The organism is Blautia sp. NSJ-175 (assembly GCF_022867815.1).
GTDB lineage: Bacteria > Bacillota > Clostridia > Lachnospirales > Lachnospiraceae > Blautia > Blautia celeris.
The window spans coordinates 129,643-155,649 of the sequence record NZ_JALIFQ010000012.1 but is presented as its reverse complement, the minus strand read 5'-3'; the positions used below and the strand labels follow the sequence as shown (position 1 = coordinate 155,649).

The 26,007-nt window shown below is 48.8% G+C and carries 30 protein-coding genes; 17 read left to right on the top strand and 13 right to left on the bottom strand.

Annotated elements, in window-relative coordinates; all coding sequences use genetic code 11:
• Positions 1–21: 21 nt before the first annotated feature.
• The 3 genes from MUB35_RS18885 to MUB35_RS18875 form a co-directional block, all read right to left on the bottom strand.
• Positions 22–744 (bottom strand): type 1 glutamine amidotransferase, encoded by a 723-nt coding sequence (locus MUB35_RS18885; RefSeq protein WP_244806625.1) that lies wholly within the window; start codon positions 742–744, stop codon positions 22–24.
• Positions 741–2,081: a MurT ligase domain-containing protein gene (locus tag MUB35_RS18880; RefSeq protein ID WP_244806624.1), complete on the bottom strand. Its 1,341-nt coding sequence runs from the start codon at positions 2,079–2,081 to the stop codon at positions 741–743. The genes MUB35_RS18885 and MUB35_RS18880 overlap by 4 nt, the downstream gene beginning before the upstream one ends.
• A 151-nt stretch (positions 2,082–2,232) precedes the next feature.
• Positions 2,233–2,370: a hypothetical protein gene (locus MUB35_RS18875; RefSeq protein WP_156120846.1), complete on the bottom strand. Its 138-nt coding sequence runs from the start codon at positions 2,368–2,370 to the stop codon at positions 2,233–2,235.
• A gap of 112 nt (positions 2,371–2,482) precedes the next feature.
• On the opposite strand from MUB35_RS18875, the gene MUB35_RS18870 reads away from it, so the two are divergent.
• Positions 2,483–2,677: a helix-turn-helix domain-containing protein gene (locus tag MUB35_RS18870; RefSeq protein WP_033141345.1), complete on the top strand. Its 195-nt coding sequence runs from the start codon at positions 2,483–2,485 to the stop codon at positions 2,675–2,677.
• Between the two features lie 69 nt (positions 2,678–2,746).
• Here MUB35_RS18870 and MUB35_RS18865 read toward each other — a convergent pair whose 3' ends face one another.
• The 3 genes from MUB35_RS18865 to MUB35_RS18855 form a co-directional block, all read right to left on the bottom strand.
• Positions 2,747–3,697, bottom strand: a complete 951-nt coding sequence (locus MUB35_RS18865; protein WP_033141344.1) for a phospho-N-acetylmuramoyl-pentapeptide-transferase — start codon at positions 3,695–3,697, stop codon at positions 2,747–2,749.
• A gap of 182 nt (positions 3,698–3,879) precedes the next feature.
• Positions 3,880–4,059 carry a hypothetical protein gene (locus tag MUB35_RS18860; RefSeq protein ID WP_033141343.1) on the bottom strand — a complete coding sequence of 60 codons (180 nt, stop codon included), beginning with the start codon at positions 4,057–4,059 and terminating at the stop codon, positions 3,880–3,882.
• A gap of 21 nt (positions 4,060–4,080) precedes the next feature.
• Positions 4,081–4,218: a hypothetical protein gene (locus MUB35_RS18855; RefSeq protein WP_181014426.1), complete on the bottom strand. Its 138-nt coding sequence runs from the start codon at positions 4,216–4,218 to the stop codon at positions 4,081–4,083.
• Between the two features lie 386 nt (positions 4,219–4,604).
• Here MUB35_RS18855 and MUB35_RS18850 point away from each other — a divergent pair, with 386 nt between their 5' ends.
• The 9 genes from MUB35_RS18850 (at position 4,605) to MUB35_RS18810 (ending at position 13,845) form a co-directional block, all read left to right on the top strand.
• Positions 4,605–6,284: a L,D-transpeptidase family protein gene (locus tag MUB35_RS18850; RefSeq protein ID WP_244806623.1), complete on the top strand. Its 1,680-nt coding sequence runs from the start codon at positions 4,605–4,607 to the stop codon at positions 6,282–6,284.
• 152 nt (positions 6,285–6,436) lie between these two features.
• The gene (locus MUB35_RS18845; protein ID WP_244806622.1) at positions 6,437–7,006 is read left to right on the top strand and encodes a glycerol-3-phosphate responsive antiterminator; all 570 of its coding nucleotides are present in this window, start codon (positions 6,437–6,439) and stop codon (positions 7,004–7,006) included.
• 112 nt (positions 7,007–7,118) lie between these two features.
• Positions 7,119–8,582 (top strand): NAD(P)/FAD-dependent oxidoreductase, encoded by a 1,464-nt coding sequence (locus MUB35_RS18840; RefSeq protein WP_244806621.1) that lies wholly within the window; start codon positions 7,119–7,121, stop codon positions 8,580–8,582.
• Between the two features lie 22 nt (positions 8,583–8,604).
• Positions 8,605–9,876, top strand: a complete 1,272-nt coding sequence (locus tag MUB35_RS18835; RefSeq protein ID WP_255786135.1) for an NAD(P)/FAD-dependent oxidoreductase — start codon at positions 8,605–8,607, stop codon at positions 9,874–9,876.
• A 2-nt stretch (positions 9,877–9,878) separates the two neighbouring features.
• On the top strand, positions 9,879–10,250 hold the full coding sequence (locus tag MUB35_RS18830) for a DUF1667 domain-containing protein (protein ID WP_033141338.1): 372 nt from the start codon (positions 9,879–9,881) through the stop codon (positions 10,248–10,250).
• Positions 10,251–10,273: 23 nt separating this feature from the next.
• Positions 10,274–11,098, top strand: a complete 825-nt coding sequence (locus MUB35_RS18825; protein WP_181014425.1) for an HAD-IIA family hydrolase — start codon at positions 10,274–10,276, stop codon at positions 11,096–11,098.
• On the top strand, positions 11,095–11,778 hold the full coding sequence (sfsA, locus tag MUB35_RS18820) for a DNA/RNA nuclease SfsA (RefSeq protein ID WP_244806620.1): 684 nt from the start codon (positions 11,095–11,097) through the stop codon (positions 11,776–11,778). The genes MUB35_RS18825 and sfsA overlap by 4 nt, the downstream gene beginning before the upstream one ends.
• Positions 11,775–12,827: an A/G-specific adenine glycosylase gene (gene mutY / locus MUB35_RS18815; RefSeq protein WP_244806619.1), complete on the top strand. Its 1,053-nt coding sequence runs from the start codon at positions 11,775–11,777 to the stop codon at positions 12,825–12,827. Before sfsA ends, mutY begins: the two co-directional genes overlap by 4 nt.
• A gap of 1 nt (position 12,828) precedes the next feature.
• Positions 12,829–13,845 (top strand): glycosyltransferase family 2 protein, encoded by a 1,017-nt coding sequence (locus MUB35_RS18810; protein ID WP_227210053.1) that lies wholly within the window; start codon positions 12,829–12,831, stop codon positions 13,843–13,845.
• A 92-nt stretch (positions 13,846–13,937) separates the two neighbouring features.
• Here the strand turns inward: MUB35_RS18810 and MUB35_RS18805 are convergent, their stop codons facing one another.
• The 3 genes from MUB35_RS18805 to MUB35_RS18795 form a co-directional block, all read right to left on the bottom strand.
• Positions 13,938–14,585 carry a phosphatase PAP2 family protein gene (locus tag MUB35_RS18805; protein ID WP_033141334.1) on the bottom strand — a complete coding sequence of 216 codons (648 nt, stop codon included), beginning with the start codon at positions 14,583–14,585 and terminating at the stop codon, positions 13,938–13,940.
• A gap of 137 nt (positions 14,586–14,722) precedes the next feature.
• Positions 14,723–15,556 (bottom strand): glycerophosphodiester phosphodiesterase family protein, encoded by an 834-nt coding sequence (locus MUB35_RS18800; protein WP_244806618.1) that lies wholly within the window; start codon positions 15,554–15,556, stop codon positions 14,723–14,725.
• Positions 15,557–15,575: 19 nt separating this feature from the next.
• Positions 15,576–16,499, bottom strand: a complete 924-nt coding sequence (locus MUB35_RS18795) for a diacylglycerol/lipid kinase family protein (protein ID WP_103731569.1) — start codon at positions 16,497–16,499, stop codon at positions 15,576–15,578.
• Between the two features lie 101 nt (positions 16,500–16,600).
• Here MUB35_RS18795 and MUB35_RS18790 point away from each other — a divergent pair, with 101 nt between their 5' ends.
• Complete coding sequence (locus MUB35_RS18790; RefSeq protein WP_033141331.1) at positions 16,601–17,071, top strand: methylglyoxal synthase; 471 nt, start codon at positions 16,601–16,603, stop codon at positions 17,069–17,071.
• 77 nt (positions 17,072–17,148) lie between these two features.
• On the opposite strand, the gene MUB35_RS18785 is transcribed toward MUB35_RS18790, so the two are convergent.
• Both MUB35_RS18785 and MUB35_RS18780 read right to left on the bottom strand, forming a co-directional pair.
• Positions 17,149–17,925: an N-acetylmuramoyl-L-alanine amidase gene (locus MUB35_RS18785; RefSeq protein WP_033141330.1), complete on the bottom strand. Its 777-nt coding sequence runs from the start codon at positions 17,923–17,925 to the stop codon at positions 17,149–17,151.
• A 30-nt stretch (positions 17,926–17,955) separates the two neighbouring features.
• Entirely contained in the window at positions 17,956–19,293 is a 1,338-nt protein-coding gene (locus tag MUB35_RS18780) for an MATE family efflux transporter (protein ID WP_033141329.1), read from the bottom strand.
• A 175-nt stretch (positions 19,294–19,468) separates the two neighbouring features.
• Between MUB35_RS18780 and MUB35_RS18775 the strand changes: the two genes are divergently transcribed.
• Positions 19,469–20,092 (top strand): hypothetical protein, encoded by a 624-nt coding sequence (locus tag MUB35_RS18775; RefSeq protein ID WP_033141328.1) that lies wholly within the window; start codon positions 19,469–19,471, stop codon positions 20,090–20,092.
• Positions 20,093–20,115: 23 nt separating this feature from the next.
• On the opposite strand, the gene MUB35_RS18770 is transcribed toward MUB35_RS18775, so the two are convergent.
• Positions 20,116–20,781, bottom strand: coding sequence for a GTP pyrophosphokinase (locus MUB35_RS18770; protein ID WP_033141350.1), 666 nt, complete (start codon positions 20,779–20,781; stop codon positions 20,116–20,118).
• A 231-nt stretch (positions 20,782–21,012) separates the two neighbouring features.
• On the opposite strand from MUB35_RS18770, the gene MUB35_RS18765 reads away from it, so the two are divergent.
• From MUB35_RS18765 to MUB35_RS18745, 5 genes are read left to right on the top strand one after another with little or no spacing between them, the layout of a single operon-like run.
• Complete coding sequence (locus MUB35_RS18765; RefSeq protein ID WP_033141327.1) at positions 21,013–21,882, top strand: DUF5685 family protein; 870 nt, start codon at positions 21,013–21,015, stop codon at positions 21,880–21,882.
• Entirely contained in the window at positions 21,863–22,513 is a 651-nt protein-coding gene (locus MUB35_RS18760; RefSeq protein ID WP_148393581.1) for a J domain-containing protein, read from the top strand. Before MUB35_RS18765 ends, MUB35_RS18760 begins: the two co-directional genes overlap by 20 nt.
• Complete coding sequence (locus MUB35_RS18755) at positions 22,504–23,043, top strand: hypothetical protein (protein ID WP_033143905.1); 540 nt, start codon at positions 22,504–22,506, stop codon at positions 23,041–23,043. Before MUB35_RS18760 ends, MUB35_RS18755 begins: the two co-directional genes overlap by 10 nt.
• A gap of 4 nt (positions 23,044–23,047) precedes the next feature.
• A complete protein-coding gene (locus MUB35_RS18750) occupies positions 23,048–24,328 on the top strand; it encodes an L-cysteine desulfidase family protein (protein WP_033143906.1) in 1,281 nt (426 codons plus the stop codon).
• 11 nt (positions 24,329–24,339) lie between these two features.
• Positions 24,340–25,239 (top strand): DUF445 domain-containing protein, encoded by a 900-nt coding sequence (locus MUB35_RS18745; protein WP_033143907.1) that lies wholly within the window; start codon positions 24,340–24,342, stop codon positions 25,237–25,239.
• Positions 25,240–25,294: 55 nt separating this feature from the next.
• Here MUB35_RS18745 and MUB35_RS18740 read toward each other — a convergent pair whose 3' ends face one another.
• Complete coding sequence (locus MUB35_RS18740) at positions 25,295–25,957, bottom strand: helix-turn-helix transcriptional regulator (RefSeq protein WP_033143908.1); 663 nt, start codon at positions 25,955–25,957, stop codon at positions 25,295–25,297.
• Positions 25,958–26,007: the final 50 nt, after the last annotated feature.

The following is a 26,007-nucleotide window of genomic DNA, read 5'->3' as shown; positions in this document are numbered from 1 at the left end:
GTAAATCAGCCGGGCATATTTCTATTGTTTTGTTACAAAGCGATCATAAATATACCGGTTGGCCTCAATCTCCTGGCTGTCGTCGAGAGGGGCAAGTTCTGCCTTTCCGTATTTGCGCTCCAGAGCGTTTGCAATGAGGTAATCGCAGATATGCGGGTTTTTGGGAAGGAGGGGGCCGTGGAGATAGGTGCCCACTACATTTTTATAGAGCACGCCCTCGGCTTTGTCTTCCCCGTTATTGCCGTTTCCGTAGAGGACTTTTCCGAAAGGCTCATTATCTCCGATATAGGTGCGGCCTCCGTGATTTTCAAAGCCGACGATGGGAAGGCTGAATTTATGGTTTTCCAGGACGATATTGTCAATCAGACGGGGGCTGCCCTGCTCTGTATACAGGTCAACAAGGGAAAGACCCTCAATGCGCCCGTCATCCGTGTCGTAATAATGGCCCAGAAGCTGATAGCCGCCGCAGACAGCGATCACTACGCCGTTGTCCTCCACATAGTCTTTGAAATCTTTTTGTATGCTGCGGAGTCTGTCGCAGACCAGCATCTGCTCCCTGTCGGAGCCGCCGCCCAGAAGCACAATATCAAGGGTGGAAAAATCAATGTTGTCCTCAAGCTGGAATTCCACAGTTTCTGCCTCGATGCCTCTCCACTGGCAGCGTTTCATCATGCACTGGATATTTCCCCTGTCCCCGTACAGATTCAGGAGGTCCGGATATAAATGTCCGATTGTGATTTTCATGATTTTCTGCCCTCCATTTTCTTCAGTATGTTGTGAGTGGTATAAAGGCCGGTATAGTTTACAAGCAGGTACAGGTTTTTAGTTCCGTTTTTGAGTTTTGAGAGGATGGCCTTTTCAATATCCGGTTCCAGAGTGGACGGGATGTCCACGTATTTCAGACGCAGGCGCATATCCTGGCAGCGGATGCCGCTTACGGTAATAGAGGCGGCATTGGCGTCCTTCAGCCTGTCAAAATCCACATCCCAGAGCCAGGATACATCTGTGCCGTCCTGACTGTTGTCATTGATCAGGATGATGATATCTTTTGGAGCCGTGTCTGTCATGACCGCGCCGATATTCTGGTTAAATCCTGCCGGGTTTTTAGCCAGGTTGAGCATGACCATGGTGCCATCAATCTCAAAGAGTTCGTTTCTTCCGAACTGGGGTGTGTAATCCCCCAGAATCCGGTTGAAGCTGTCAAGAGGGATACCCGCCAGGGAGGCGGCTCCGTAAACGGCCAATATATTATAAATATTGTAGAAACCGCGGTAATTTGCTTTTACATGAAAATCACCCACATCAAAGGACAGACCGTCTGACATATCAATATGGCTGCCGTCAAACTGGGGCACAGGGCGGGCAAATCCGCATTTGGGGCAGTGATAATCTCCAAGCTGGCTGTAGTGATAGAAGTTGTATTCCATCTTTTCCCCACAGCGTTTGCAGAAACGGCCTTCCCGGATCTCCCTGGAGTCCTGTTCCTGATATACCTGCTCACTGATGCCGTAGGTGGTGTACGCATTGTCATTGTCCATGGCAAGGAAGGCGGATAAGGAGTCATCCGCATTGACCAGAAGTTTCATGTCCGGCGCCATCTTCATGGCCCGGGACAGGAGATTCATGGTAGTGTCAATCTCCCCGTACCGGTCAAGCTGGTCACGGAACAGATTGGTGAGTACCATATAGTCAGGTTTGAAATGAGGAAATACACGGACTGTGGATGCCTCGTCAATCTCAATACAGGCGTAATCCGCCCGCAGATGTCCGTTTGCCCGGGCATTCAGGACAAAGGCGGAGACGACTCCGTTCAGCATGTTGGAGCCGGTGCGGTTGCAGACAACGCGGCAGTTATTTGCTTCCAGAACAGAGGCTAAAAGGTTGTTGGTGGTAGTTTTGCCGTTGGTGCCGCAGACAACGAAAATGTCTTTTTTGACCTCAGACGCCAGTTCTTTTAAAATTGGGGGATAGATGGACAGCGCTATCTTACCGGCCAGTGTCACACCCTGCCTGCCGGTGATCTGGCAGGCTGTCTTTATGAGCTTGGCGCTCCATACAGCGAAAAGTCTTCTTATATTCATATACAAAAGTTCCTTTGTTTTTATTTGCGGTTTATCGAGCCGCATTCAGGGTTTCCAGATTCCCCATTTATTATACATAAAGTGAGGAAAGAGTACAAGCGGCATTCTGAATTGAGAAAAAAATCCCCGGCCCTTTTCGGCCGGGGCAGGGCTAATCGTCGAAAAGCCCCATCTCTTTTGCTTTTTTAATGATGTTTTCCAGTATCTTATCTTCGTACCTGTCACAGATTTCGATAAATTGTTTTTTGTCGTATTCTGATGAATACTTTGGCTCCTCATGATTTGTCATAAAATATTCCCCCATTCCATTCTTTTGTTTTAAATATACTCAATATTTTGAGTATAGTCAAGAGATTGAGTATGATACTATTCAATAAATGCACTGGATAGGAGAAGGGATTATGATAAGCTACAAACCATTTTATGAGACACTGTTCAGAAGAAACTTCACAGAGTATCAACTAATCCATCACCATGGTGTATCAGCGAATACCTTACACAGAATTAAAAAAGGTGAGGCCATAACCACAAAGACGATTGATACACTGTGTGACATCCTCAATTGTGAGGTACAGGATATTATACTTCATATATGAGGAGAGGCAGCAAAATGGGGGGAGAGAAAAAAGAGAAACACAGCTTTTACAGTGTGTTTCTCTTTTTTGCTATCTTACCAGCATATAAGCGGCGGCAGCCAGTATTACCTGGATGATCAGGAAGCGGACCACTACTTGTGTATCTGACCAGCCGCATTTTTTCCTTACGTGGTCATGAATGGGAGTTCTTGTATTTTTCAGGATAGAGATTTTCAGAAATCTCTTCAGAAATACTTTTACAAGACCCAGGCCGCCGTCAATGATCAGTACGCCTGCCAGCAGAAGGTAAATAACCGGGTGCTGGGATTTGATGGCGATCACTGCAATATAAAAACCAAGGGCCCTGGAACCGGCATCTCCCATGAGCATGCTGCTGGGCGAGGAATTAAAGTACAGGTATGCCAGCAGAACTGCGGCAAAAAGGAAGTTGGCGATCACATAAGTACCCAGAGTTTCTTTGAAAATCAGGCCAAAGGACAGCATGACAATAACACAGAGGCTGGCGCACAGCCCGTCCACACCATCGGTACAGTTTGTCACATTGATGGAAACCCAGAAGAGGATAATGCCCAGTATGGCATAGACAGCTTTGGGGATTTCCAGCTCGGTGAAGCCAAGGGAGATAGTGGTGCTGTTGAAATTCAGGAAAGTGAAGACCGCTACGGCTGATATGATGAGGTCAATCAGCCCCTTTTTGTATTCGTTCCATGGTGTCTCGGCGGCATCATCCAGATAACCGCTGAGCATAATGCAAAAAAGCAGTATGGCATAGACAATGTACTCTTTGCCAAGAGGCATAAAAAGTACGGTGCCGATAATAAAGCAGATGACAAATGTCAGTCCAACGCCTCTCGTTTTTCCTTTTGAGAGTGCGCCGTTTAGGGCAAAATCACGCCCCTGGTCACTGGGGAGAAAGGAAAACGGGTGCTTCAGTGCAAAAAATGTGATGAGAAAGGTAAGGATGATCCCCAGCATCACAATCTGTTTGGTGTCTAAATATTGATTTAGTAAATGGTACATAAGATTTCTTTTGCTTTACAGCAATCCTCCTTCTTTGTTTTAAAACACTTTTAGTATACCACATCCGGAAATGAGGGGAAACAAAAAATTTATCAGATATGTAGACCCGGAAAAGGCCAAAAAACCGGCTGTGCGCTGCAGGTCATTCTGCGCGTCACAGCCGGTTTGGAGAGCAGCGCATCTCAGGGGCGGAACATGGATTCCACATATTCCCGCATCTCGTGGCGGGAATTTACCTGTCTTGCCTTGTCTACCAGAGGCTTCTGTTCCGACTTGGAAAGTCTGGCAAAATGGTTCAGGATATCTGAGTGCATGGCCAGTTCCATGGTGAAGCCGATGGGAAGTTCTTCGTTGTCAATCATTTCAGGTCACCTCGCTTCCTGTCAGCCTTCTCCGCCGGGGCCGTCTTTGCGCGGCACTTCGTCGGGGATCACGTCAGTGGCGTCGGACTCCCTGGGAAGGTCGATTTCAGGAATGTTTCCGTCATCATAGTCATTTCTGTAAGGTTTTTCTTTTAACATGGCAGTTTCCTCACTTTTTTTACTTGTGTTGGGAGGCAGCAATGTTGACCGCGCTGCAGAATTAGTATGCGGAAAAAAATTTTTTCTATGCAGAGTGTCACCTTTTGTCGTTTTCGTGCGTCTAATATATGGTTGGTTCATTCCCAGCAGAATTCTGTGACAGGATAGAATATGAAGAAAAATTTTCACATACAATAAAAAAATAGAAAGTATGACAAAAGCTTTAAATTTTTTTAAGGATTGATTTATATTTATCCGGTTGTAGAATTTTGTGTTATAATAGACAAGTGTTCGCGCTTATGTCGAATACTGGCGGCTGCGGCATGGAAAATCAGGTAAAAATAGCTGCAGGCCGGACAGAAATGTAATATCGGGGAGCAAATTAAATGAAGAAAAAAACACAGCAAAAGAAGATGCAGCAGGCAGAGAAAAAGGCAGAAGCTGCTGTCCGTCAAGGGGAGAAAAAGCAGACACAGCCTAAGTCAGAGATGGAAGCGAAAATCGACTCTGCCATGGAGAAGATCATCCAGGATACCATAGGAAGCCAGGAGGAAGCGGCTGTTTACCGGGAACCGGATAAAAAAGCTGAGAAAAAGCAGAAAAAGGCAGCTAAGAAAGAGATAAGGGCTGAGAAAAAGAAGGGTAAAAAGACCGGAATAAAAATTGCACTGGGCATCACAGGAGCTGTCATCATACTGGCAGCAGCCGGCTATGGCGCAGGTGCTTACTATTATAAAGATAAATTCTTCAAGGGAACGACCATCAACCATATAGCCTGCGAAAATATGACCGTGGAGCAGGCAGAAGACCTGATCCGGAAAAAAGTGGAGGATTATTCCATCCGGGTGCAGTTCAGGAATGACCAGACAAGAGAGATCAAAGGCCAGGATATCAGCTATGCCTATGTCAGTGACGGAAGTGTGCAGAAGCTTTTGGATGACCAGAACCCATTTACCTGGATCAAGGGATATTTCAGAGGAACGGACTATGAGACCGCGGAAAACATACAGTATGACAAGGAGGCCTTAAGGGCGCAGCTTCAGTCCTTTGACTGTATGCAGGCGGCCGGTATGGAGGCTCCCACGGATGCGTACATTGATTTCCGGGAAAATCAATTCGTCATTGTGGATGAGACGGCAGGGACCACTGTGCAGGAGGATGTCATGTTCTCTGCCCTGGAAACAGCAGTGGCAGGCAGTCAGGAATCCGTCTCCGCTGAGGAGGCAGGCGCCTATGCGGCTCCGGCTGTCACAAAGGAGGACCCCACGCTGCTCCATCAGAGGGATGTGTGGAATTCCTGTGCGGCGGTGACAATAACTTACACCTTCGGAGATAAAACGGAAGTGTTGGATGGCATGACTGTGAAAGACTGGATGACGTACGATGAGAACGGAAATTATGTGGAGGACCCGGCAACCCTGGAGGCCAGAGTGACGGAATTTGTGGGCTGGCTGGCTGAGAATTATGACACAGTGGGCAGAGACAGGACTATCACGAGCACTGCCACAGGGGAACCGATCACGGTCTCCGGCGGCAATTACGGTTTCCAGATCAACCAGTTAAAGGAAAAGGCACAGCTTTTGGAGGATATAGCAAACCATGTGGTGACGGTCCGTGAGCCTGTATACTCCAAGGCAGGCGTGACCTACGGGGATAATGATATCGGAGGCACCTATGTGGAGATTGACCTGACAAGCCAGCACCTGTGGTTCTACAGGGACGGTGCGCTTTTGATGGATACTGACTTTGTGTCCGGTACTTATGTCATGAGGGACAGAAGAACACCGGGAGGTGTGTATTCTCTCATGTATAAACAGACAAACCAGGTGCTTAGGGGACGTAAACTGGAGGACGGCACCTATGAGTATGAGCAGCCCGTAAAATACTGGATGCCCTTTAACGGCGGTATCGGCCTGCATGACGCCAACTGGAGATACAGCTTTGGCGGTTCCATCTACCGGACCAGCGGTTCCCATGGCTGTATCAATCTGCCGACCTCGGCGGCGGCAACCATATATGAAAATATAGAAGCCGGCTGTCCTGTGGTATGTTTTTACAGGGAATAGGGAAGAAATTAAGTCTTGCAGGGCACAGAAGATTGTGCTAAGATATAAGAAGAGACAGGAGACAAGAGGATAAAGCCGTATCACGGCTTTATTGTCTTGTCTTTTTAGAATCAAATGGTTTACTAGTTTACAGTACAGAAATGGAGCGTCTCATGAAACAACAGGAAATTCTGGAACAATTTGAGGACTGCCCTGTGGTGGCAGCCATTAAGGATGAACAGGGACTGAAGCAGTGCCTGCAGTCAGAGATTGGAATCGTCTTTGTGCTCTATGGGGATATCTGTAATATCGGAGATATTGTAGAGCGTCTGAAAAAGGGCGGCAAGACGGTTCTGGTACATATTGACCTCATCGGAGGTCTGAGCAGCCGGGAGGTTGCCGTGGATTTTTTGAAGAATACCACAGAGGCCGACGGTGTGATCTCCACCAAGCCGGGAATCATCAAACAGGCAAGGGAACTGGGGCTGTTCGCAGTCATGCGTTTTTTTGTCATTGATTCCATTGCTTTTGAGAGTATCAGAAGACAGACGGAGAGTGTGCACCCGGATATGATCGAGGTGCTGCCGGGGGTTATGCCGAAGATCATTGCAAAAATCTGCACGCACAGCAGAACACCTGTCATAGCAGGGGGACTGATCGCAGATAAGGAGGATATCGTGGCAGCGCTCAGTGCAGGAGCCGTATCCATATCCACCACCAACCAGAAGGTCTGGTTTATGTAAAAACATAGATATAACGCTGGAGAACAGAGACAAAGCGGAGGACACATGTAAGAAGCATGTGTGTTCGTTTTGTCTCTTTTTATTTTTTATGGAAAACAGGAGGAATGAAGAGATGAAGTATGATGTGGTGATTATCGGCGCAGGTGTTGTGGGAAGCGCTGTGGCAAGGGAACTGTCCAGATATGATTTAAAGACAGCCGTCCTGGAACGGGAGGAGGATGTGTGCTGCGGAACCTCCAAAGCCAACAGTGCCATTGTGCATGCCGGTTTTGACGCTGAGCCCGGTTCCATGAAGGCCAGGATGAATGTAAGGGGAAGCAAAATGATGGAGGCTCTGTCAAAGGAACTGGATTTTCCATATAAGAAAAACGGTTCTCTGGTCCTGTGTTTCCATGAAACGGACATTCTGAAGCTGGAGGCGTTAAAGACGCGGGGAGAAGAAAACGGCGTGGAGGGTCTCAGGATCGTGACGGGAGAGGAGATCCATAAATTGGAGCCGAACATTTCCCATGATGTGAAAGCCCTGTTATATGCGCCCACCGGCGGTATTGTATGTCCGTTCAAGCTGACCATTGCCTTGGCGGAGAATGCCAGTGTGAACGGTGTGGATTTCTTTTTGAACACAGAGGTTAAGGCAGTCAGAAAGCTTGAAAAGGGCGGTTATGAGATCGAGACTGACCGGGAATGTTATGAGACAGCCTGTGTCGTCAACGCGGCAGGCGTGTACGCGGATGTTTTCAACAATATGGTAAGCAAGAGGAAGCTTTCCATCACCCCAAGAAAGGGAGAATACTGCCTGCTGGATAAAAAGGCCGGAAATTTTGTGTCACATACCGTATTCCAGCTCCCCACCAAGATGGGAAAAGGTGTCCTTATCACCCCGACAGTTCACGGCAACCTTCTTGTAGGTCCTACTGCGGATGACATTGAGGACAAAGAGGGAATCCAGACAACAGCCCGGGGACTGGGAAAAGTGGCATCCCTGGCACGTGTCAGTGCCGCGGATGTGCCCCTGCATATGGTGATCACCTCCTTTGCAGGACTCCGGGCCACGGAAAAAGATGAGGATTTCGTACTGGGTGAGGCAGAGGACGCGGAGGGATTTTTCAATGCAGCGGGCATTGAGTCACCGGGTCTGTCAAGTGCCCCGGCCATAGGGGAATATCTGGCGGAGCTTGCGGCAGAGCGTCTGCAGGCCAAAAAGAAAGAGAATTTCATCAGCACCAGAGAGGATATCCCCAATGTGGCACAGGCATCCCCGGAGGAGATTGCAGAGCTGATCAAAAAAGACCCGGCTTACGGCAATGTGATCTGCCGCTGTGAGACTGTGACAGAGGGCGAGATCATAAATGCCATCAGGCGGCCTCTGGGCGCCAGGTCCTTAGACGGTGTAAAGCGGAGGACAAGAGCGGGAATGGGCAGATGTCAGTCCGGCTTCTGCGCGCCCAGAACCATGGAAATCCTGGCAAGGGAACTGCACATGGACCCGCTTAAGCTGACCAAGGCGGGAAAAGGCTCAAAGCTTCTGACCGGCGTGATCAAAGAGGACGAAACGGGAATTACAGAGACATTCTAAACGGGGAAAGAGAGGAAAAATCATGCAGTATGATCTGATTATAATAGGCGGAGGCCCTGCAGGCCTTGCAGCCGCTGTATCTGCCAGAAAAGAAGGGGTGGAGAACATCCTGATATTAGAGCGTGACAGGGAACTGGGTGGCATTCTGAACCAGTGTATCCACAATGGCTTCGGCCTTCATACCTTTAAGGAGGAGCTGACAGGGCCGGAATACGCCTGGCGTTTCATTCAGCAGGTGGAGGAGCTTCGGATTCCCTATAAGCTGCACACCATGGTGCTGGATATCCGGGACGGGGAAGACGGTAAGACCGTTATGGCTATGAACCGGGAGGATGGCCTTATGATGCTTACAGCCCGCGCTGTTATCTTAGCCATGGGCTGCAGGGAGAGGCCGAGAGGTGCCCTGAACATTCCGGGATACCGGCCGGCGGGTATATACACCGCAGGAACTGCGCAGAGACTGGTAAACATGGAGGGATATATGCCGGGCAGGGAAGTTGTGATCCTGGGTTCCGGTGATATCGGTCTGATCATGGCCAGAAGAATGACTCTGGAGGGAGCCAAAGTAAAAGTGGTGGCAGAGCTGATGCCCTTCTCCGGCGGTCTTCAGAGAAATATCGTACAGTGTCTGGATGACTTTGACATCCCCTTAAAACTCAGCCATACGGTGATCGACATTCAGGGTAAAGAAAGGGTGACGGGAATCACATTGGCAGAAGTGGATGAGAACAGAAAGCCGATTCCGGGAACAGAGGAATTTTACGCCTGCGACACCCTGCTTTTGTCCTGCGGCCTGATTCCGGAAAATGAACTGTCGGGAAAAATCGGTGTGGAGCTGTCCCGCATCACCTCAGGTCCAGTGGTGAATGAAAGTCTGGAGACAAATGTGCCCGGTGTATTCGCCTGCGGCAATGTACTCCATGTACATGACCTGGTGGACTATGTGTCCGAGGAGGCGGCAAGGGCAGGCGCCTGCGCGGCAGCGTATATCCGGGGTGAGAAGGAGAAAGAGGATACAAAAGAGATTCCCGTCTTCGCTGTGGACGGTGTGCGCTATACCGTGCCCCAGACAATACGTCCTGCCTGTATGGAGGATACCCTCACATTGCGTTTCCGTGTGGGCGCTGTTTACCGGGACTGTTATGTGAGTGTGTATCTGGGAGACCGGCGGATCTGGCATAAAAAGAAGAGAAAACTGGCACCCGGCGAGATGGAACAGGTTGTCCTAAAAAAATCGGATTTGACAGACCGGGAAAGTTTCGATAAGATTACTGTGAAAGTGGAGGAGGCATAGAGATGGAAACAAGAGAATTGATCTGTATTAACTGTCCTCTGGGATGCAGCCTCACTGTGACCATGGAGAACGGAGCTGTGAAAAAGGTGGAGGGAAACACCTGCAAAAAAGGCGAGGCATATGGAACGAAAGAAGTGACCAATCCCACAAGGATCGTGACCTCCTCTGTCCGTGTGACAGGAGGCACACTTCCCGTAGTGTCTGTCAAGACAGCTTCCGATATTCCAAAAGGAAAGATTTATGACTGCGCGAAAGCTTTAAAAACCGTGGCAGTGAATGCCCCGGTACATATCGGTGACGTGGTACTTAAAAATGTGTGCGGTACCGGTGTGGATATGATCGCCACAAAGAACATTCCGGCGGTATCAAAATAAACAGGTTTTACAAGGAGAAAAAAATGCTGACAGATAAGAACGGTAAAAATGCAGAGAGCTTAAGAGACAAGAAACTGTATCTTCTGGATATGGACGGAACCATCTATAATGAAGATGAGATTTTTGAGGGGACACTGGATTTCCTGGATGAGATTGAGCGAAGGGGCGGACAGTACATATTTATCACCAACAATTCCTCCAAGTCAGTGAACGACTATGTGGATAAAGTGGCAAAGATGGGCATACGGGCCGGATACGAGAACTTCTACACATCCAGCCAGGCGACTGCCATGTACATCCATGAAAATTATCCGGGCCAGGTGGTCTACTGTATGGGAACCCGTTCTCTTGTCAAGGAGCTGCGCGAGGCAGGTATTCAGGTGGTTACAGAGGTGGATGACAGAGCATCCATTGTCCTCATCGGATTTGACACGGAAAATACTTCGGAGAAGATCAGGAATACCTGTATCATGCTTGGTAAGGACGTGGTGTATCTGGCTACGAATCCGGACTTCGTATGTCCGGTGAGCTTTGGATATATCCCTGACTGCGGCTCTATGAGCATAATGCTGAAAAATGCCACAGGAAAAGAACCATTTTTTATTGGTAAACCTGAGCCGATTATGGTAAACTGTGTATTAAAGAAGCTGGGAATGAAGGCAGAGGATGCTGTCATCATTGGAGACCGGCTTTACACAGATATCAAAACCGGAGCAAATGCCGGAGTGGATACCATCTGTGTGCTTTCCGGTGAAGCGACTACACAGGACATAGAAGAAGGAGATGTAAAGCCAACCTATGTCTTTGACAGCGTTAAAGAGATTTATGAGGGACTGACAGAAGCATGAGATATAAGAATATCAGGGAAGGGCGCTTTGTAAGCCGCCCCAACCGTTTTATTGCCCGTGTGGAGATCGACGGGCAGGAAGAAATCTGTCACGTAAAAAACACTGGAAGGTGCCGGGAATTGTTAGTTCCCGGTGCCTCTGTTTTTTTGGAGAAAAGTGACAAAAAAGAACGGAAAACAGCGTATGACCTGATCGCTGTGAGAAAAGGGGACCGCCTGATCAACATGGATTCCCAGATTCCCAACCGGGTAGTGGAAGAGTGGCTGCGAAATGGCGGCCTTTTTGGTGAAGGCGCATACATCCGGCCTGAGACAAAATACGGAACTTCCCGTTTTGACCTGTACATAGAACAGGGAGAGCGGAAAATTTTTATGGAAGTAAAAGGCGTGACCCTGGAGGAAGAGGGAATCGTCCGCTTCCCGGACGCGCCTACGGAGCGCGGCATCAAGCATATAAAGGAGCTGTGCCAGTGTATAAAAGACGGCTATGAGGCGTATATTATGTTTGTTATCCAAATGAAGGACGTGAGATATTTCGAGCCGAACAAAAAGACACAGGAGGCGTTTGCCCGGGCACTTTTGGAGGCAGAACAGGCCGGTGTGCATATTCTGGCCTATGATTGTTTTGTGGAACCGGATTCCATCTTTCTGGGGGAAGCGGTGGAGGTACAGCTTATATGAAACTGGAAGAGATAATAAAGCCCCTGCTCTCCTGGTATGAGGAGAATAAGCGGGACCTGCCCTGGCGCAGGGAACCGACTCCCTACCATGTGTGGGTTTCTGAGATCATGCTGCAGCAGACTAGGGTGGAGGCTGTAAAGGGATACTATGAGCGTTTCCTTACAGCTCTTCCGCAGATTGAAGACTTGGCTGCCTGCCCGGAAAATAAACTCTTGAAATTGTGGGAGGGTTTGGGCTATTATAATCGTGTGAAAAATATGCAGAAGGCAGCTAAAGAGATTGTTTTGAAGTACGGAGGAGAGCTTCCCGCTGATTACGAGGAGATTCTGGAGCTTCCCGGCATCGGCAGCTACACGGCAGGTGCCATTTCTTCCATTGCCTACGGCCTGAAAAAGCCGGCCGTGGACGGCAATGTACTGCGGGTCCTTTCCCGGATCACAGAAAACGGGGAGGATATCCTGAAGCAGTCCGTAAAGCGCCGGGTGGAGCAGGAGCTGGAGGCAGTCATGCCCGCAGACAGGCCGGGGGCCTTTAACCAGAGCCTGATGGAGCTGGGGGCTGTGGTGTGTATACCGAACGGTATGGCAAAATGCCAGGTCTGTCCGGTACAGCATCTGTGCAGTGCCAGAGCTCACGGCACGGTTTTGGAGTATCCGAAAAAGGCAGCGAAAAAGCAGCGCAGGATTGAGGAAAAGACAGTCCTTCTCATACAGAACGGGCAGGAATACGCTGTCTGCAGGCGCCCGGACAAAGGGCTTCTGGCAGGTCTGTATGAATTTCCGAATATGGATGGATGGCTGACCGAGGAGGAAGTGATCAGGGCGGTTGAGGCGTTAAAGCTCATGCCTCTTCACATAAAACACGCCGGAGAGGCGAAACATATCTTTTCTCATGTGGAGTGGCATATGAAAGGATATGTGGTCAGAGTAGCCTCCACAGAGAAGAGGGCAGGAAATCTGCTCTTTATTGACAAAAAAGAGTCGAAGGGAAAATACCCGATTCCCTCCGCTTTTTCCGCATATAGAAAATATATTGAGGAGGACGAATAAAATGAAATTATTGTCCGTAACAGTTCCCTGTTATAATTCACAGGCATACATGGAGAAATGCGTGGATTCCCTGCTGGAGGGCGGGGATCAGGTGGAGATTCTGATCGTCGATGACGGGTCCGTGGATGACACGGCGAAGATCGCAGATGATTATGCAGCCAGATATCCCGGCATTGTAAAGGCCATACACCAGGAGAACGGCGGCCACGGGGAGGCCGTGAACACAGGTCTTAAAAATGCCACAGGAATCTTTTTCAAAGTGGTGGACAGCGACGACTGGGTGAACAAGGAGGCTTATGACGCGATCCTGACAAAGCTTTCAGAGATCGTGGGAGGGCCCCAGACCCTGGATATGATGATCAGCAATTTTGTCTATGAAAAGCAGGGTGCCAGACGGAAGAAAGTCATGCGCTATAAGAAATACCTTCCCCAGGGAAAAATTTTCACCTGGGAGGAGATCAGTAAGATGCCGGTGGGCAAATATATCCTGATGCATTCCGTGATCTACAGGACCGGACTGCTGAGGGAATGCGGCCTGGAGCTGCCGAAACACACCTTTTATGTAGACAACCTGTTTGTCTACCAGCCTCTGCCCTCTGTGAAGACCATGTATTATATGGACGTGAACTTCTACCGGTATTTTATCGGCAGGGAGGACCAGTCAGTACATGAGGATGTGATGATACGCAGGATTGACCAGCAGCTTCTGGTGAACCGTCTCATGATCGATTCCGTGGCCGGCAAGAGGATCAGCGACAAACATCTGCGCCAGTATCTGCTCCGGTATCTGGACATTATCACAGCCGTATCCTCCATCATGCTGATACGCTCCGGCACGGAGGAAAATCTGGAGAAGAAAAAGGATCTGTGGAAATACCTGAGAAACGAAGACATCCATATCTACAGAAAACTCCGCCTGGGTATTCTGGGCAGAAGTGTAAATCTGCCGGGATGGAGCGGAAGGAATATTTCTGTGGCGATCTATAAAGTGGTGCAGAAGTTCTATGGGTTTAACTAAAGGATAAAGGGCAGCGGCATTTGCCGGTGAAGCCATATAAAAAGGACGTTCCAAAAGCGGAACGTCCTTTTTATATGCAGAATTGTGAATTGTTATTTTACAAAAGCAGGCTGTTTCTGTCGTGCCGGATGTTCTTTGTAGAACATCTGGTAGCAGAAGACATTCAGCGCAAATGCCGCCACCACATCCACAAGTGTATGCTGCTTCAGGAATACGGTAGCCATGATGATAAGTATGGTCAGAAGCAGGGTACCGCCCAGAAGAACGGGATGCTTTCTTGCTTTTGCGTTTTTAAACACTGCGGTACAGCAGGCCACGGAATTAAACACATGGATGCTGGGCAGTATATTGGTTGGAGTGTCGATCCGGTATAAATGCCTCACCAGCTCTATGAAGATGCTGTCACCCGTAAGCTTGGGACGCAGGTCCTGTCCGTTGGGGTAAATGTAGGAGATGACGAGAAACAGTGTCATGCCCACTCCAAGGGTAAATATAAGCTGGTAAAATTCCCGCTTGCTGTCATTAAATAATGAGAAGTACAAAACGGTCACTGCGATGTAGGCAAACCACAGCAGATACGGGACGATGAAATATTCACAGAAAGGGATATAGTCATCAATCTTCATATGGATGATATGAGGCCGGACATCGCGCTGTTCCAGATACTGGAAAGCTGTAAGATAAAAGATGCCGTATACCGGGATAATCCAGGTGTGTTTGTATTTTTTCAGCAGATTCACATAATCACCTTCTTTTCGATGCCGGAGCCTTTCTTTGTCCTGCCCATTATAGCACAGGAAAATCAAGATAACAATGGGATTTACAGTAAATTCAGAAAAGCTTCACATCCCATTCACACTCTGAAAAAAACGTCTGTTCATGCCTGTTTTGGCGGAAGAAAGCTGTCAAAAATGACGGAATCAAAACGCTTTTTACAGGTTTCATAGGCTTCCGGCGTGCGCAGTGTCCAGGCAAATACAGGTGTTTTGTACAGATGGCGGTTCAGACAGAAGCTCAGGTTTCGGCTGTCCTTATAGCAGTAGGCAATGAAGTCAGGGCGTCCGATGCAGTTGGTGAGCAGATGCTTGACCAGAAAGCTTAAGACATATCCGCCCTCAGCTACCGGACTTGTCAGGTTGGAGGAGAGCTGTCCTCTCACAACATCCGGCCGGTTGCGGCGGTACCAGAAAAGTGCCAGGGAATTAAAGGATTCGATACAGTAGCTTCCCTGATACCCTTGTAACAGTTTATCCACCAACGCACATGGATATGTATGGTGAGAGTGAAGTTTTATCTCGATCAGCAGGGGAACCCGTCCGTCCACAAGCTTCAGTACGTCCGAGAACAGAGGAATCTTCTCACCGGTATTCTGCAGGGAGAGCTTCTGCAGCTCCTCGTACGTCTTTGTCTCCAGCGGGAGGTCAATGCCGCACATACGGCCCAGTGTGTAGTCATGGAAAACTACGATCTTGTTGTCCTTAGTCACCTGGACATCCAGCTCAATGGGATATCCGCACAGAACTGCCCGTTCAAATGCCGGCATGGAATTTTCCGGGATGCCCTCCCCGGGGTCGAACAGGCCCCGATGGGCAAAAAGCCTGTGCATAAAGGCGCGCGTCTGCGATTTTCTTGTAAAACGCGGCATGATACAGTAAAAGTAAAGTAAAAAACCGAGCAGTACAATGGAAGCGGTTATCAGCAGTAATTTCATAAGTTAAACCTTCTTTCAACTATCCGGTGATGACTGAGATCTGTTCCCGGGCTGTCGTTAGGGAAAGAGAATCCCTGAATCCAAAGGATTCCCCGTCACAGTGTACAGGGAGAGGACGCCGGCTGATGATCTCCACCACATGCCCCTTTTGTATTTCTATGCCGCGGAACCATATATGTTTCCCGATAAAGGCAGTGGGCAGCATGGTGATGATCTTTAACTTGGAGAGTTTCCCGGCTACACAGATATGTATATTTCCGTCTGCGTGATCCGCGTCCGGACAGAATTTGCATCCTCCGCCCTCATATTTCAGATTCATGCCCGCCACGAAAAAGCAGCGGGGAAAACGGCAGATCCTCTGCCTGTCCAGCCGGATATCCACACGGCAGGGGCGGTAGAGGAATAATTGTTTCAGGGCAATGGCCGCGTAGGTGAGCTTGCCCAGATGGTATTTGTTCAGAAAATCCTTGAGGCCGGAATTCAGCGCCTCGTGGCAGATGGAGGCATCAAAACCAATGCCTGCACTGATGAGGAAATACCGCTTCTCCCCGTTCGACTGCGCGATTCCAATGTCCATCTTCTCTATGTCTGCCGGGGCCAGGATCTGTTCCACGGCTTTTTCGGTGTCTTTGGTAAGCCCAAGGCCTCTGGCAAAGTCATTGCCGGAGCCGGTGGGGATATAGCCCAGGGTAATGTGGGTGTACACGGTTTTCACAAGCCCGTTCACCACCTCATTCACGGTGCCGTCACCGCCCACAACAACCAGGGTGCAGGGTATGGAAAGGGCAGCGATCTGGTGTGCCAGCTCAGCAGCATGTCCCTGCTTCTGGGTAAAATAGGCCTCATATTCCAGATTTTCCTCATCCAGACGTTTTTTTACACGGTCCCAGATCTCCTGTCCTTTGCCGGAACGGGAGCGGGGATTGATGATAAAATAGTACATATACTTCTCCTTCTTTGCCATTATTGTAGCAGTTTCCCGTTGTGAGGACAAGTAAAATATGTTATGATAAAAAAACAGTGAGCTGAAAGGAGTTAAGATACATGGACAATGAATTTGTAACCTTTACAATAGGTAAGAAAAAACATATTGCGCTGATCGCCCATGACAATGAAAAACCGAAACTCATCGAATGGTGCAAAGAGAATTATGATATACTGAAAAACCACAGCCTTTACGGAACCGGCACCACAGCCAGACTGATCGCGGACAAAGCAGGGCTTCGTATCAAGGGATACAACAGCGGCCCTCTGGGCGGTGACCAGCAGATTGGCGCCAAAATCGTGGAAGGTGTCATTGATTTTGTGGTGTTTTTCTCAGACCCTCTGACGGCGCAGCCCCATGATCCGGATGTGAAAGCCCTTATGCGTATCGCACAGGTATATGATATTCCCATGGCTATCAACAAGGCTACAGCGGATTTCATGATACATTCCCAGTTTATGGACGCAGAATATGACCATGAAGTGATCAACTTTAAAAAGAATGTGGAGAGACGTGCGGATTCCATGTAGGGATACGTGTACACTCTATAAAACCAGAAAAGATGTCTTCCTGCCGTAAAGCAGAAGACATCTTTTTCTTTGTTATCTCAGGTAGTGATCCAGGTGCTGTATCCTGCCCGCCGCAGGGTCTGCTCCATCCTGACGGCATTTGCCAGATACTGATAAGCGCCAACCTGCACTTTATAAAAGCCGTCCTCACTTAAAATGTATGCCGGAAATCCCTGGTCCTGCAGTTCATAGAGCAGGTTATCGGCGTATTGTTTTTCCCGGAACATGCCCACCTGTACCCGGTAAAGCACGGGCTCCCCTGCAGGCGGCTTCTCCACCTCTTCCTCCTCCAGTGTTCCCAGGATCGCGTAGGCGATGCTCTGGGCGATCTCATCAAATTTCTCGTCAAACAAAGCGTTGTCCGCGTCGTTGTTGATAAAGCCAACTTCAACCAGTACCGCGGGCATCTGTGTGCGGCGAAGGACTACCAGACCGGGCCTTGCTCTTACGCCCAGGTTCTTAAAGCCAAGTTCCCCCAAGGCTCCATTGATATTTTCCGCCATGTCAACCTTTCGTCCCGACAGGTCATAGACCAGGGATTCCACGCCGGAATACTGGTTGGGCTGAGGACTGGAGTTCCGGTGGAAGGAAATGAACCAGTCTGCCCCGGTCTGATTTGCGATGCGGGCTTTCTCAAATGGTGTCTGATATACATCGGTGGTGCGGGTGTACACCACATCCACCCCGTTCTGGGAGAGAATCCGGCCTACTGCCAGGGCCAGGCGGAGATTGTCATCTTTCTCCTGTCTGCCCTTATAGACAGCGCCGGGATCCGTTCCCCCATGCCCGGCGTCTATTACAACTTTATATGCCAAATGGTGACTCCTTGAATCGCTTTATGATTATTATATGCGCTGCCTCTGATTTTGTGCCCTGCACAGACGGCGGAATTTGAAAATCAGGGGCAGGATCATCAGGCACCAGATGATTGGCTCTGCAATGATGATCCCCATATACTGCAGAATGGGGGTCAGAAACAGGGCAATGAGCACCTTGCCTGCAAGCTCAATGAAGCTGGATATGACAGGGGTGATATGGTCCCCGATGGCCTGCAGGGCGTTTCTTAAGATATTGATCCCGCAGGCTACAAAGTACAGCAGAGAATTTATACGCAGATATTTGGATGCGTTCTCTATGACCGCCGGACTGCTGCTTCCTGTGACCAGATGGATCAGGAAGGGGGCGGCTGTGTAGCTTAAGAGGATGATAATAAAGGTCCATCCCCATGTGATGAACAGTGCCTGCCGAATACCGATCTTCACCCGGTCAAACTTTCCGGCGCCGAAGTTCTGTCCGCAGAAGGTAGCCATGGTCACGCCCATGACGGAGATGGGCAGGAAATAAAACTCGCAGATTTTTCTGGCAGCGGTATGGGCCACAATGATCTCCGTGCCGAAGGTGTTGATGGCACACTGAAGAGCCAGGGTACCGAAAAATACCAGGGACATCATAAGAGCCATGGACATGCCGGAGGAGTAAAGGACTTTAACCATGGTTCGGCTCAGCCTGAAGTCCCCGGGCTTCAGCCGGAAAATGGGATAGCGCCTCCACATGTACACAAAACTCAGCACAACGGATACGCTCTGGGCCAGGACCGTTGCCAGGGCAGCGCCTCTCACTCCCATATGAAACTGCAGGATAAATAAAAGGTCAAGCCCCACATTCAGAAGGGCAGCACAGACCAGGAACAGAAGCGGCGCTACGGTATCCCCCACTGCCCGCATGATCCCGGCCAGGGCGTTGTAGAGCATGGTGATGAGCATACCCATCAAAATGATTTTTATGTACCCGGATGCCTCTGAGAGGAGCTGGTCCGGGACCTGCAGCAGGGACAAGAAGCCATTGAGCCCCAAAAGGGACACCACAGTCAGTACCACTGTGGTCAGAAATCCCAGTAGAAAGGTTCCCGCAGCCGCTTTTCTCAGCCGCTCTTTCTTGTCAGCCCCGAAGTTCTGGGAGACAATGATGGAAAAGCCGTTGGTCAGGCCCTGCAGAAAGCCGATGAGCAGTGTGCTGATGGCTGTTGTGGCACCGACAGCGGCCAGGGAGGATTCCCCCAGTGTGCTTCCCACGATTCTGGTGTCAGCCAGACTGTAAAAAAGCTGGAACAGATTGCCCAGGCACACAGGCAGGGCAAAGGAGAGCATAAGCTTGGTTGGGTTCCCCTGAGTCAGATTCTTCATATTTTTAATCTCCAGTGATCGTATTTCTAAAAATCCTTTACCATAATATCACAAGTTGTGAAAATAGCAATAACAATTCTAAAATCTCCATAAAGTCTCGAAAAACCTCTTCCTTTCTCAATTTAGAAGTGATAAAATCTAAATCAGCATAAAAAAAGGACGGATGAGTGAATCAATGAAGAAACCACAGATGAAAGACGAAACAAGAAAAAAAGTTGACAATTTCTGGTACTATTATAAGTTCCACGTACTGATCGGAGCATTTCTGCTCTTTATGGTCATTGTGTTTATCAAGGATATGCTTGGGAAAGTGGATTATGATTACAATATTGCCTTTGTCACGGACTACATGATCGCGGATGAGGACAGCCAGGCGCTGCAGGGGTATTTTGAAGCCAATGCAGAGGATTTGAACGGAGACGGGGAAGTCCACGTACAGATCCAGAACTATGTGCTCCCTCCGGATGATGCCCAGGGATATGATCCCCAGATGCTGGCGGCAGGCCAGACGAAAATGACAGTGGATATGCAGGAAGGAACCAGCATGATATTCTTTATCAGCCAGCAGAATTTTGAAAAGTTCAAGGACGCCGGTGTTTTCCCGGAAAAACTGGAGGACTTTGCCAAGGTGGAAGACTGTGCCGCCTATGAAGAGATTGGCAGGCCTGCCTCTGTCAAGGATCTGTATGTCGCCATGCGCAGCCTGGAAGGGACTAAGATGGAGAAGGACGAAGAGATGACAACCTATTATGATGCCTGCGAGACACTCCTTGATCAGTTTGTCTCCGGCCAAAAATAAGAAAAAGATGATTGAGGAACCTGTCAGTTCAGTTCCCCAATCATCTTTTTAATATTCTGCATCTGGTTGTCAACAGCCGTGATGGTGTGGGCGCATTCCAGAAGCTCCATACTGATGAGTTCGTGGTCTTTGTTGCTTCCCAGTTCTTTTTTGTAGCGGAGCTGGTGTTCCAGGCTTGCCCAGAAATCCATACCTATGGTTCGGATCTGCACCTCAGCCCGCATGGGTGTCTTTCCCTCAGCGAAGAAAACGGGAATCTCCACGATCATGTGATAGCTTCTGTAGCCGTTGGACTTGGGATTCAGGATGTAGTCCTTGATGCGGAGGATTTTGATATCGTCCTGTTCCGCCAGAAGATTGGCAACTGTGTAGATATCGTCTATAAAGGAGCAGATAACGCGGATTCCGGCCACATCGTTTAACTGTTCCCGGATATTGGTCTCCGTAAATTCGTAACCCAGTTTCTGCAGCTTGCTGTAGATGCTCATGGGCTTTTTGATCCTGGTCTTGATGGAGGAGATGGGATTTCGGTTGTATTTTACGGAGAATTCATCATCCAGCACTTCCAGTTTGGTCTGGATCTCCCGTATGGCACAGCGGTACATCATCATGAGAGAGTTGTAGTAATCTGTATTTTTTATAAAGCGCTCAGGAAAGCGCACGTCAAAGTCCTGTGGAGCTATGTTCATATCCTCTGTTTTTTTCTGCAAAAATATGCCTTCTTTCATGTTTTTTTTCAGTATATCGGAAAAATAAGGTTACGTCAATGTGGGGATGGTATTTTGCAGAAACTTATAGTATAATAATATAGACTATGTCAAGAAGTAAGAACCTGCAGCAGGCAAGATGCTGCTGTTCAGAGAACTGCGTTTTTTGCAGGGCTGTGAATAGTAACGGCAGGAGAAAGGCAGCTAAATCATATGTTTGGATATGTGACGGTGGATAAACCGGAGCTGAAAGTAAAAGAATTTTATCAGTACAAGGCATATTACTGCGGTCTTTGCCGGACCTTGAATGAGGAATACGGATTTCGGGGGAGAATGACACTCACCTATGATATGACATTTCTGGTGGTACTCCTTACTTCTCTTTATGAGAGCGAGACCAGGGAAATCAGCTCCAGGTGCCCGGTGCACCCTGTGAAGAAAATTCCCATGCTCCAAAATGAGATCACACAGTATGGTGCCGGGATGAATATTCTGCTCTCTTTTTATCATTTTGCCGATGACTGGCAGGATGACAAGAGCATGAAAGGACTGACAGGCATTCATTTGTTTAAGAAACAGGCCAGAAAAATCAGTCAGGAGTACCCAAGACAGAGCAGGGCGATTAGGATGAAGCTTCGTAAGCTCTCGGAGTATGAGAAGAAGCAGGAGACAGACCTGGATCTGGTGGCTGGCTGTTTCGGGGAACTGATGGCTGAGATCTTTGTGATTCGGGAGGATGTCTGGGAAGAGTATTTGAGAAAATTCGGTTTTTATCTGGGAAAATTCATTTATATTATGGATGCCTATGATGACCTGGAAAAGGATATGGAGAAGGGCAGCTACAATCCGCTGAAACCCCTCTATGAATCTTATCGGGAGGACAGGGAAGGCTACGAGAAGGAAGTATACAATATTCTTCTCATGATGATGGCTGAGGCCAGCGGTGCCTTTGAGAAACTTCCCTGTATTAAGGAGTCTGAACTGCTTCGGAATATCATCTATTCAGGAGTATGGTCAAAATATAATAAATTAAAAAAAGAAAGACAGGAGATAAAAGAGAACCATGATCAACAATCCTTATGAAGTGCTGGGCGTATCACAAAACGCCAGCAATGACGAAATCAAGAGAGCATACAGGGACCTGAGCAGAAAATACCATCCCGATTCTTATGTGGACAATCCGCTGGCAGGTCTGGCAGAGGAAAAATTCAAGGAAGTACAGGAGGCTTACGACCAGATCATGCGCGAGAGGGACGGCGGCTACCAGAGCGGCTACGGCAGCAATGCAGGGAACAGCTACAGTTCAGGTTATGGCCAGCAGAATTACGCGTCCTCCGAGGACAATGTACAGCTTCAGGCAGCAGCCAATTACCTGAACGCCCGCCAGTACCAGCAGGCGCTTAATGTGCTGTCCCGTATACAGAACAGAAGTGCACAGTGGTATTATCTCAGTGCAGTAGCCAATATGGGAATGGGTAACAATGTAAATGCCCTGAATCTGGCAAGGCAGGCATCCAGCATGGAACCGGGCAATCCGGAGTATTCCAACCTGGTGAACCGTCTGCAGTGGAACAGCCAGCGCTACCAGGGCGGCGGCAGTCCTTACGCCAACAACGGCGGTTCCTCCTGTGGTACAGGAAACTTCTGCTGTGATCTGTGGTGCGCCGACAGTTTGTGTGAGTGTATGGGAGGAGATCTTTGTCCATGCCTGTAAATGGAAAGAAAATGGCCGTATCCGGCCTTCTGATGGCTTTGTCAGTGGTTATGATCGTACTCAGCGGTATTCTGGACTTTAATACTTTGTTTTTTCTGGCGGCAGCCGCCTTCTGTGTGGGTATCATTGTGAGAGAATATGAGCTGAAGACAGGAATCATCTTTTTCGGGGGAACCCTGCTTCTGGGATTTCTTCTGGCGCCTCAGAAGCTCTACTGTATTACCTTTGCCATGATGGGGGCCTATGTGCTTTTGATAGAGGGCCTGTGGCGTTTTCTGGGAAAACACCAGAATATGAAAAATCCTAAGCTGGTTTTTGCGGCAGGAAAGGTTGTGATCTTCAATATCATGTACCTGCCTGCGCTTTTTCTGTTTCCGAAGCTTCTCTTTGCAGGTGAGGTTTCCGGAAAGCTGATGCTTGTCTTTGTACTGGGAGGCCAGATTGCCCTGTATCTGTTTGACAAGGCATATGATTACTTTTTGATCCGCATGTGGGGGAATTTACGCGGAAAATTATTTGGGAGAGGTTAAAAAAATGCTGACAAATGAAATAATAGAAGATTATATTAAAATCCTGGAATCCGAGCTGGTTCCGGCCATGGGGTGTACAGAGCCCATCGCGCTTGCCTACGGCGGCGCCAGGGCAAGAGAAGTTCTGGGCCAAATGCCCGAAAAAGTTATTGCAAAGTGCAGCGGCAATATCATCAAAAATGTACGCTGTGTCACCATACCGAATTCAAAGGGGCTGGTAGGTATTGAGGCCGGCGTGCTTCTGGGTATTGCGGGAGGTAATGCACAGAAACAGATGGAAGTCCTGGAGGATGTTGCGGACGAGGATATTGAGAAGGCAAAGGATATGCTGAAAAAAGGTGTCTGTAAGGTGGAATTCCTGGACAGTTCCAGTGTACTCCATATTATTCTGGAGCTTTACACCGAAGAACACAGCGCCGTGGTGGAAATCCGTGACGGACATACCAACATCACCAGCATTCGGAAAGACGGGAAAGAGCTGCTCGAGGGTGCCGCTTTAGTTGAGCACGATGACACAGACGAGAGAAAAGTCATCCTGAATATGGAAAACATCAAAGAATTTGCCGACACGGTGGAGCTTTCCAAAGTGCAGCATTTGATAGAGAGACAGATCACCTGTAATATGGCGATCGCCAATGAGGGAATGAAAGGCGGATACGGCCTGGGTCTTGGAAAGCTTTTGGTGGAGTCTTATCCTGACACTACCTTAAATCAAATGAAGGCATATGCCGCGGCAGGCTCTGAGGCCAGAATGGGAGGATGCGATCTTCCGGTCATCATCAATTCCGGCTCCGGCAACCAGGGAATCGCCTCCTCTGTTCCTGTGGTGGTCTATGCCAGGATCAAGCAGGTGGACCAGGAGACACTTTACCGTTCCTTAGTATTTTCCAACCTTCTGACCATATACCAGAAGACATATATCGGCAAGCTGTCCGCCTTCTGCGGCGCGGTCTCCGCCTCCTGTGCCAGTGGTGCGGCTCTCACCTATATGGTGGGCGGAACCCTGGACCAGATCAAAATGACCGTGGAGAACACGCTGGCAAATATACCGGGTATTATCTGCGACGGAGCGAAAATCTCCTGCGCAGCCAAGATCGCCACCAGCCTGGATGCAGCCATTATGGCACATAACCTGGCAATGAAGAACAAAGTCTATGCCCCCTATACGGGTATTCTGCAGGAGGATACGCCTGAGACCATCAGTTGTGTGGGATACATAGGCAAGGAAGGCATGAAGCAGACAGACAAAGAGATACTGAAAATTATGATAGAACATAACGAATAGAAGGGATACAAATGAACTTTTTACGTTTACTTGCCGGGCCGCTCATCGGGGCGGTCATCGGCTACTGTACAAACTATATTGCAGTGAAAATGTTGTTTCGTCCCCTGTATCCGGTGAAGATCGGAAACTGGACCCTGCCCTTTACGCCGGGCATCATTCCGAGAGGAAAAAGCAGGCTGGCAAAGGCTCTGGGAAGCGCGGTGGGCGACCATCTGATCACAAAGCAGGATCTGGAGGACATGCTGCTGTCCGATGGTGTAAAGAATACCATTGTGGGCCGTATCAGCGAGGGTATCCAGAAGGTGCAGAAAAGCGATGACACAGTAGAGGGGTTCCTGCAGCACTATGTGGAGCAGGACGACTATGAGGCCATGCGGGAGAAGCTGGAAAATTTTATCACAGAACGCATCACAGAGGGGCTTAATAAGCTGGATGTGGGCTCCATCATTGCGGAGGAGGGTGCCAAAGAAGTGAAGCAGAAATTCCAGGGCTCCATGGTGTCCATGTTCCTTACAGATGATCTGATCAACTCCATTGCAGAACCCATCGGCAGAAAGGTGGGGGATTACATCCGTGAGAACGGCCATGACAAGATCCATCCGGTTGTGGTAGGAGAGATCGCGGCTGTGGAAAGCCGTAAAGTCAGTGAGATTGTGGAATCCATCCCTCTGGGCGAGGAGAGAATCCGTGGCCTGGTGGAGAGCATCTATGTAAAATTTGTAGGTGACAAAGCAGGAGAACTGGCGGAACAGTTCCAGATCGCCAAAGTAGTAGAGGAGAAGGTAAACGGTATGGATGTGCTGGAAGTGGAGAACATCCTCATGTCTATTATGAAGAAAGAGCTGAATGCTGTCATCAATCTGGGAGCATTGATCGGGTTTGTCATTGGGCTGCTGAATCTGCTGCTGTAGGGATGGCAGCCTGAGAATAGTGTGCCGGACAGAGATTATTTCTGTCCGGCACTTTTTAATTGCTGTTTTCTTTTTCCAGATTCCGCAGATGAAGGTAGACGGTGTTTTTAGAGATGCCAAGGCTTTCCGCCGCCTTAATGACTGCGTCCTTCATATTAAAGATACCTTTTTCGTACAGGAGATGAATGATCTCCTTATTTTTATTGGTGGTGGAGATCAGAGGATTGGCGTATACTTTGTTTTTGGCCTCGTCCAGTGCAGAGGTGATCAGGTCGTCCACATTGTCGCTGAAGGTCTCTGTCACACCGGGGACAATGCTGTTTGCAGGGGTGAAGCTTGCCAGGATGCTGGCGAAGGACACTTCTGTGTGAAAATTGATGCAAAGAAGGCCGATGATGCGCTTCTTTTCCCCCAGGATAGGGATGGTAGCGGATTTTAATGTGTTTCCGTTTTTCTTATTAAAATAACACAGGGCCGCGGGCTCCTTTTTCTGACGGATATTATCCAGCATTTTTAAAGCAAGGTCCGTGATGGGGGCGCCCTCCACGCGTCCGGTATAGTGGCCGTTGATGATCTTGATGACGGAGTGCTCCAGATTCTCCAGACTGTGAAGAATCAGTTCATATCCATCGCCTAAATATTCTGCAAGTCCGTCCAGGACTGTCTTATATGATTCCAAAATAGCTTTGTCTGTTTCTGTCAGGGTAAGGTAATTCATGGTAAAATCCTCCTTTTACCCATTATAACTTTTTTACGGGGGAAACGCAA

Coding starts and splice junctions, on each gene's coding strand:
- MUB35_RS18760 (WP_148393581.1), top strand. CDS start 21,863: ATGATCAACAATCCTTATGAAGTGCTGGGCGTATCACAAAACGCCAGC.
- MUB35_RS18790 (WP_033141331.1), top strand. CDS start 16,601: ATGGACAATGAATTTGTAACCTTTACAATAGGTAAGAAAAAACATATT.
- MUB35_RS18810 (WP_227210053.1), top strand. CDS start 12,829: ATGAAATTATTGTCCGTAACAGTTCCCTGTTATAATTCACAGGCATAC.
- MUB35_RS18825 (WP_181014425.1), top strand. CDS start 10,274: ATGCTGACAGATAAGAACGGTAAAAATGCAGAGAGCTTAAGAGACAAG.
- MUB35_RS18800 (WP_244806618.1), bottom strand. CDS start 15,556: ATGAAATTACTGCTGATAACCGCTTCCATTGTACTGCTCGGTTTTTTA.
- MUB35_RS18750 (WP_033143906.1), top strand. CDS start 23,048: ATGCTGACAAATGAAATAATAGAAGATTATATTAAAATCCTGGAATCC.
- MUB35_RS18865 (WP_033141344.1), bottom strand. CDS start 3,697: ATGTACCATTTACTAAATCAATATTTAGACACCAAACAGATTGTGATG.
- mutY (WP_244806619.1), top strand. CDS start 11,775: ATGAAACTGGAAGAGATAATAAAGCCCCTGCTCTCCTGGTATGAGGAG.
- MUB35_RS18855 (WP_181014426.1), bottom strand. CDS start 4,218: ATGTTAAAAGAAAAACCTTACAGAAATGACTATGATGACGGAAACATT.
- MUB35_RS18775 (WP_033141328.1), top strand. CDS start 19,469: ATGAAGAAACCACAGATGAAAGACGAAACAAGAAAAAAAGTTGACAAT.
- MUB35_RS18765 (WP_033141327.1), top strand. CDS start 21,013: ATGTTTGGATATGTGACGGTGGATAAACCGGAGCTGAAAGTAAAAGAA.
- MUB35_RS18875 (WP_156120846.1), bottom strand. CDS start 2,370: ATGACAAATCATGAGGAGCCAAAGTATTCATCAGAATACGACAAAAAA.
- MUB35_RS18780 (WP_033141329.1), bottom strand. CDS start 19,293: ATGAAGAATCTGACTCAGGGGAACCCAACCAAGCTTATGCTCTCCTTT.
- MUB35_RS18885 (WP_244806625.1), bottom strand. CDS start 744: ATGAAAATCACAATCGGACATTTATATCCGGACCTCCTGAATCTGTAC.
- MUB35_RS18840 (WP_244806621.1), top strand. CDS start 7,119: ATGAAGTATGATGTGGTGATTATCGGCGCAGGTGTTGTGGGAAGCGCT.
- MUB35_RS18835 (WP_255786135.1), top strand. CDS start 8,605: ATGCAGTATGATCTGATTATAATAGGCGGAGGCCCTGCAGGCCTTGCA.
- MUB35_RS18860 (WP_033141343.1), bottom strand. CDS start 4,059: ATGATTGACAACGAAGAACTTCCCATCGGCTTCACCATGGAACTGGCC.
- sfsA (WP_244806620.1), top strand. CDS start 11,095: ATGAGATATAAGAATATCAGGGAAGGGCGCTTTGTAAGCCGCCCCAAC.
- MUB35_RS18755 (WP_033143905.1), top strand. CDS start 22,504: ATGCCTGTAAATGGAAAGAAAATGGCCGTATCCGGCCTTCTGATGGCT.
- MUB35_RS18870 (WP_033141345.1), top strand. CDS start 2,483: ATGATAAGCTACAAACCATTTTATGAGACACTGTTCAGAAGAAACTTC.
- MUB35_RS18850 (WP_244806623.1), top strand. CDS start 4,605: ATGAAGAAAAAAACACAGCAAAAGAAGATGCAGCAGGCAGAGAAAAAG.
- MUB35_RS18740 (WP_033143908.1), bottom strand. CDS start 25,957: ATGAATTACCTTACCCTGACAGAAACAGACAAAGCTATTTTGGAATCA.
- MUB35_RS18880 (WP_244806624.1), bottom strand. CDS start 2,081: ATGAATATAAGAAGACTTTTCGCTGTATGGAGCGCCAAGCTCATAAAG.
- MUB35_RS18830 (WP_033141338.1), top strand. CDS start 9,879: ATGGAAACAAGAGAATTGATCTGTATTAACTGTCCTCTGGGATGCAGC.
- MUB35_RS18795 (WP_103731569.1), bottom strand. CDS start 16,499: ATGTACTATTTTATCATCAATCCCCGCTCCCGTTCCGGCAAAGGACAG.
- MUB35_RS18745 (WP_033143907.1), top strand. CDS start 24,340: ATGAACTTTTTACGTTTACTTGCCGGGCCGCTCATCGGGGCGGTCATC.
- MUB35_RS18845 (WP_244806622.1), top strand. CDS start 6,437: ATGAAACAACAGGAAATTCTGGAACAATTTGAGGACTGCCCTGTGGTG.
- MUB35_RS18770 (WP_033141350.1), bottom strand. CDS start 20,781: ATGAACATAGCTCCACAGGACTTTGACGTGCGCTTTCCTGAGCGCTTT.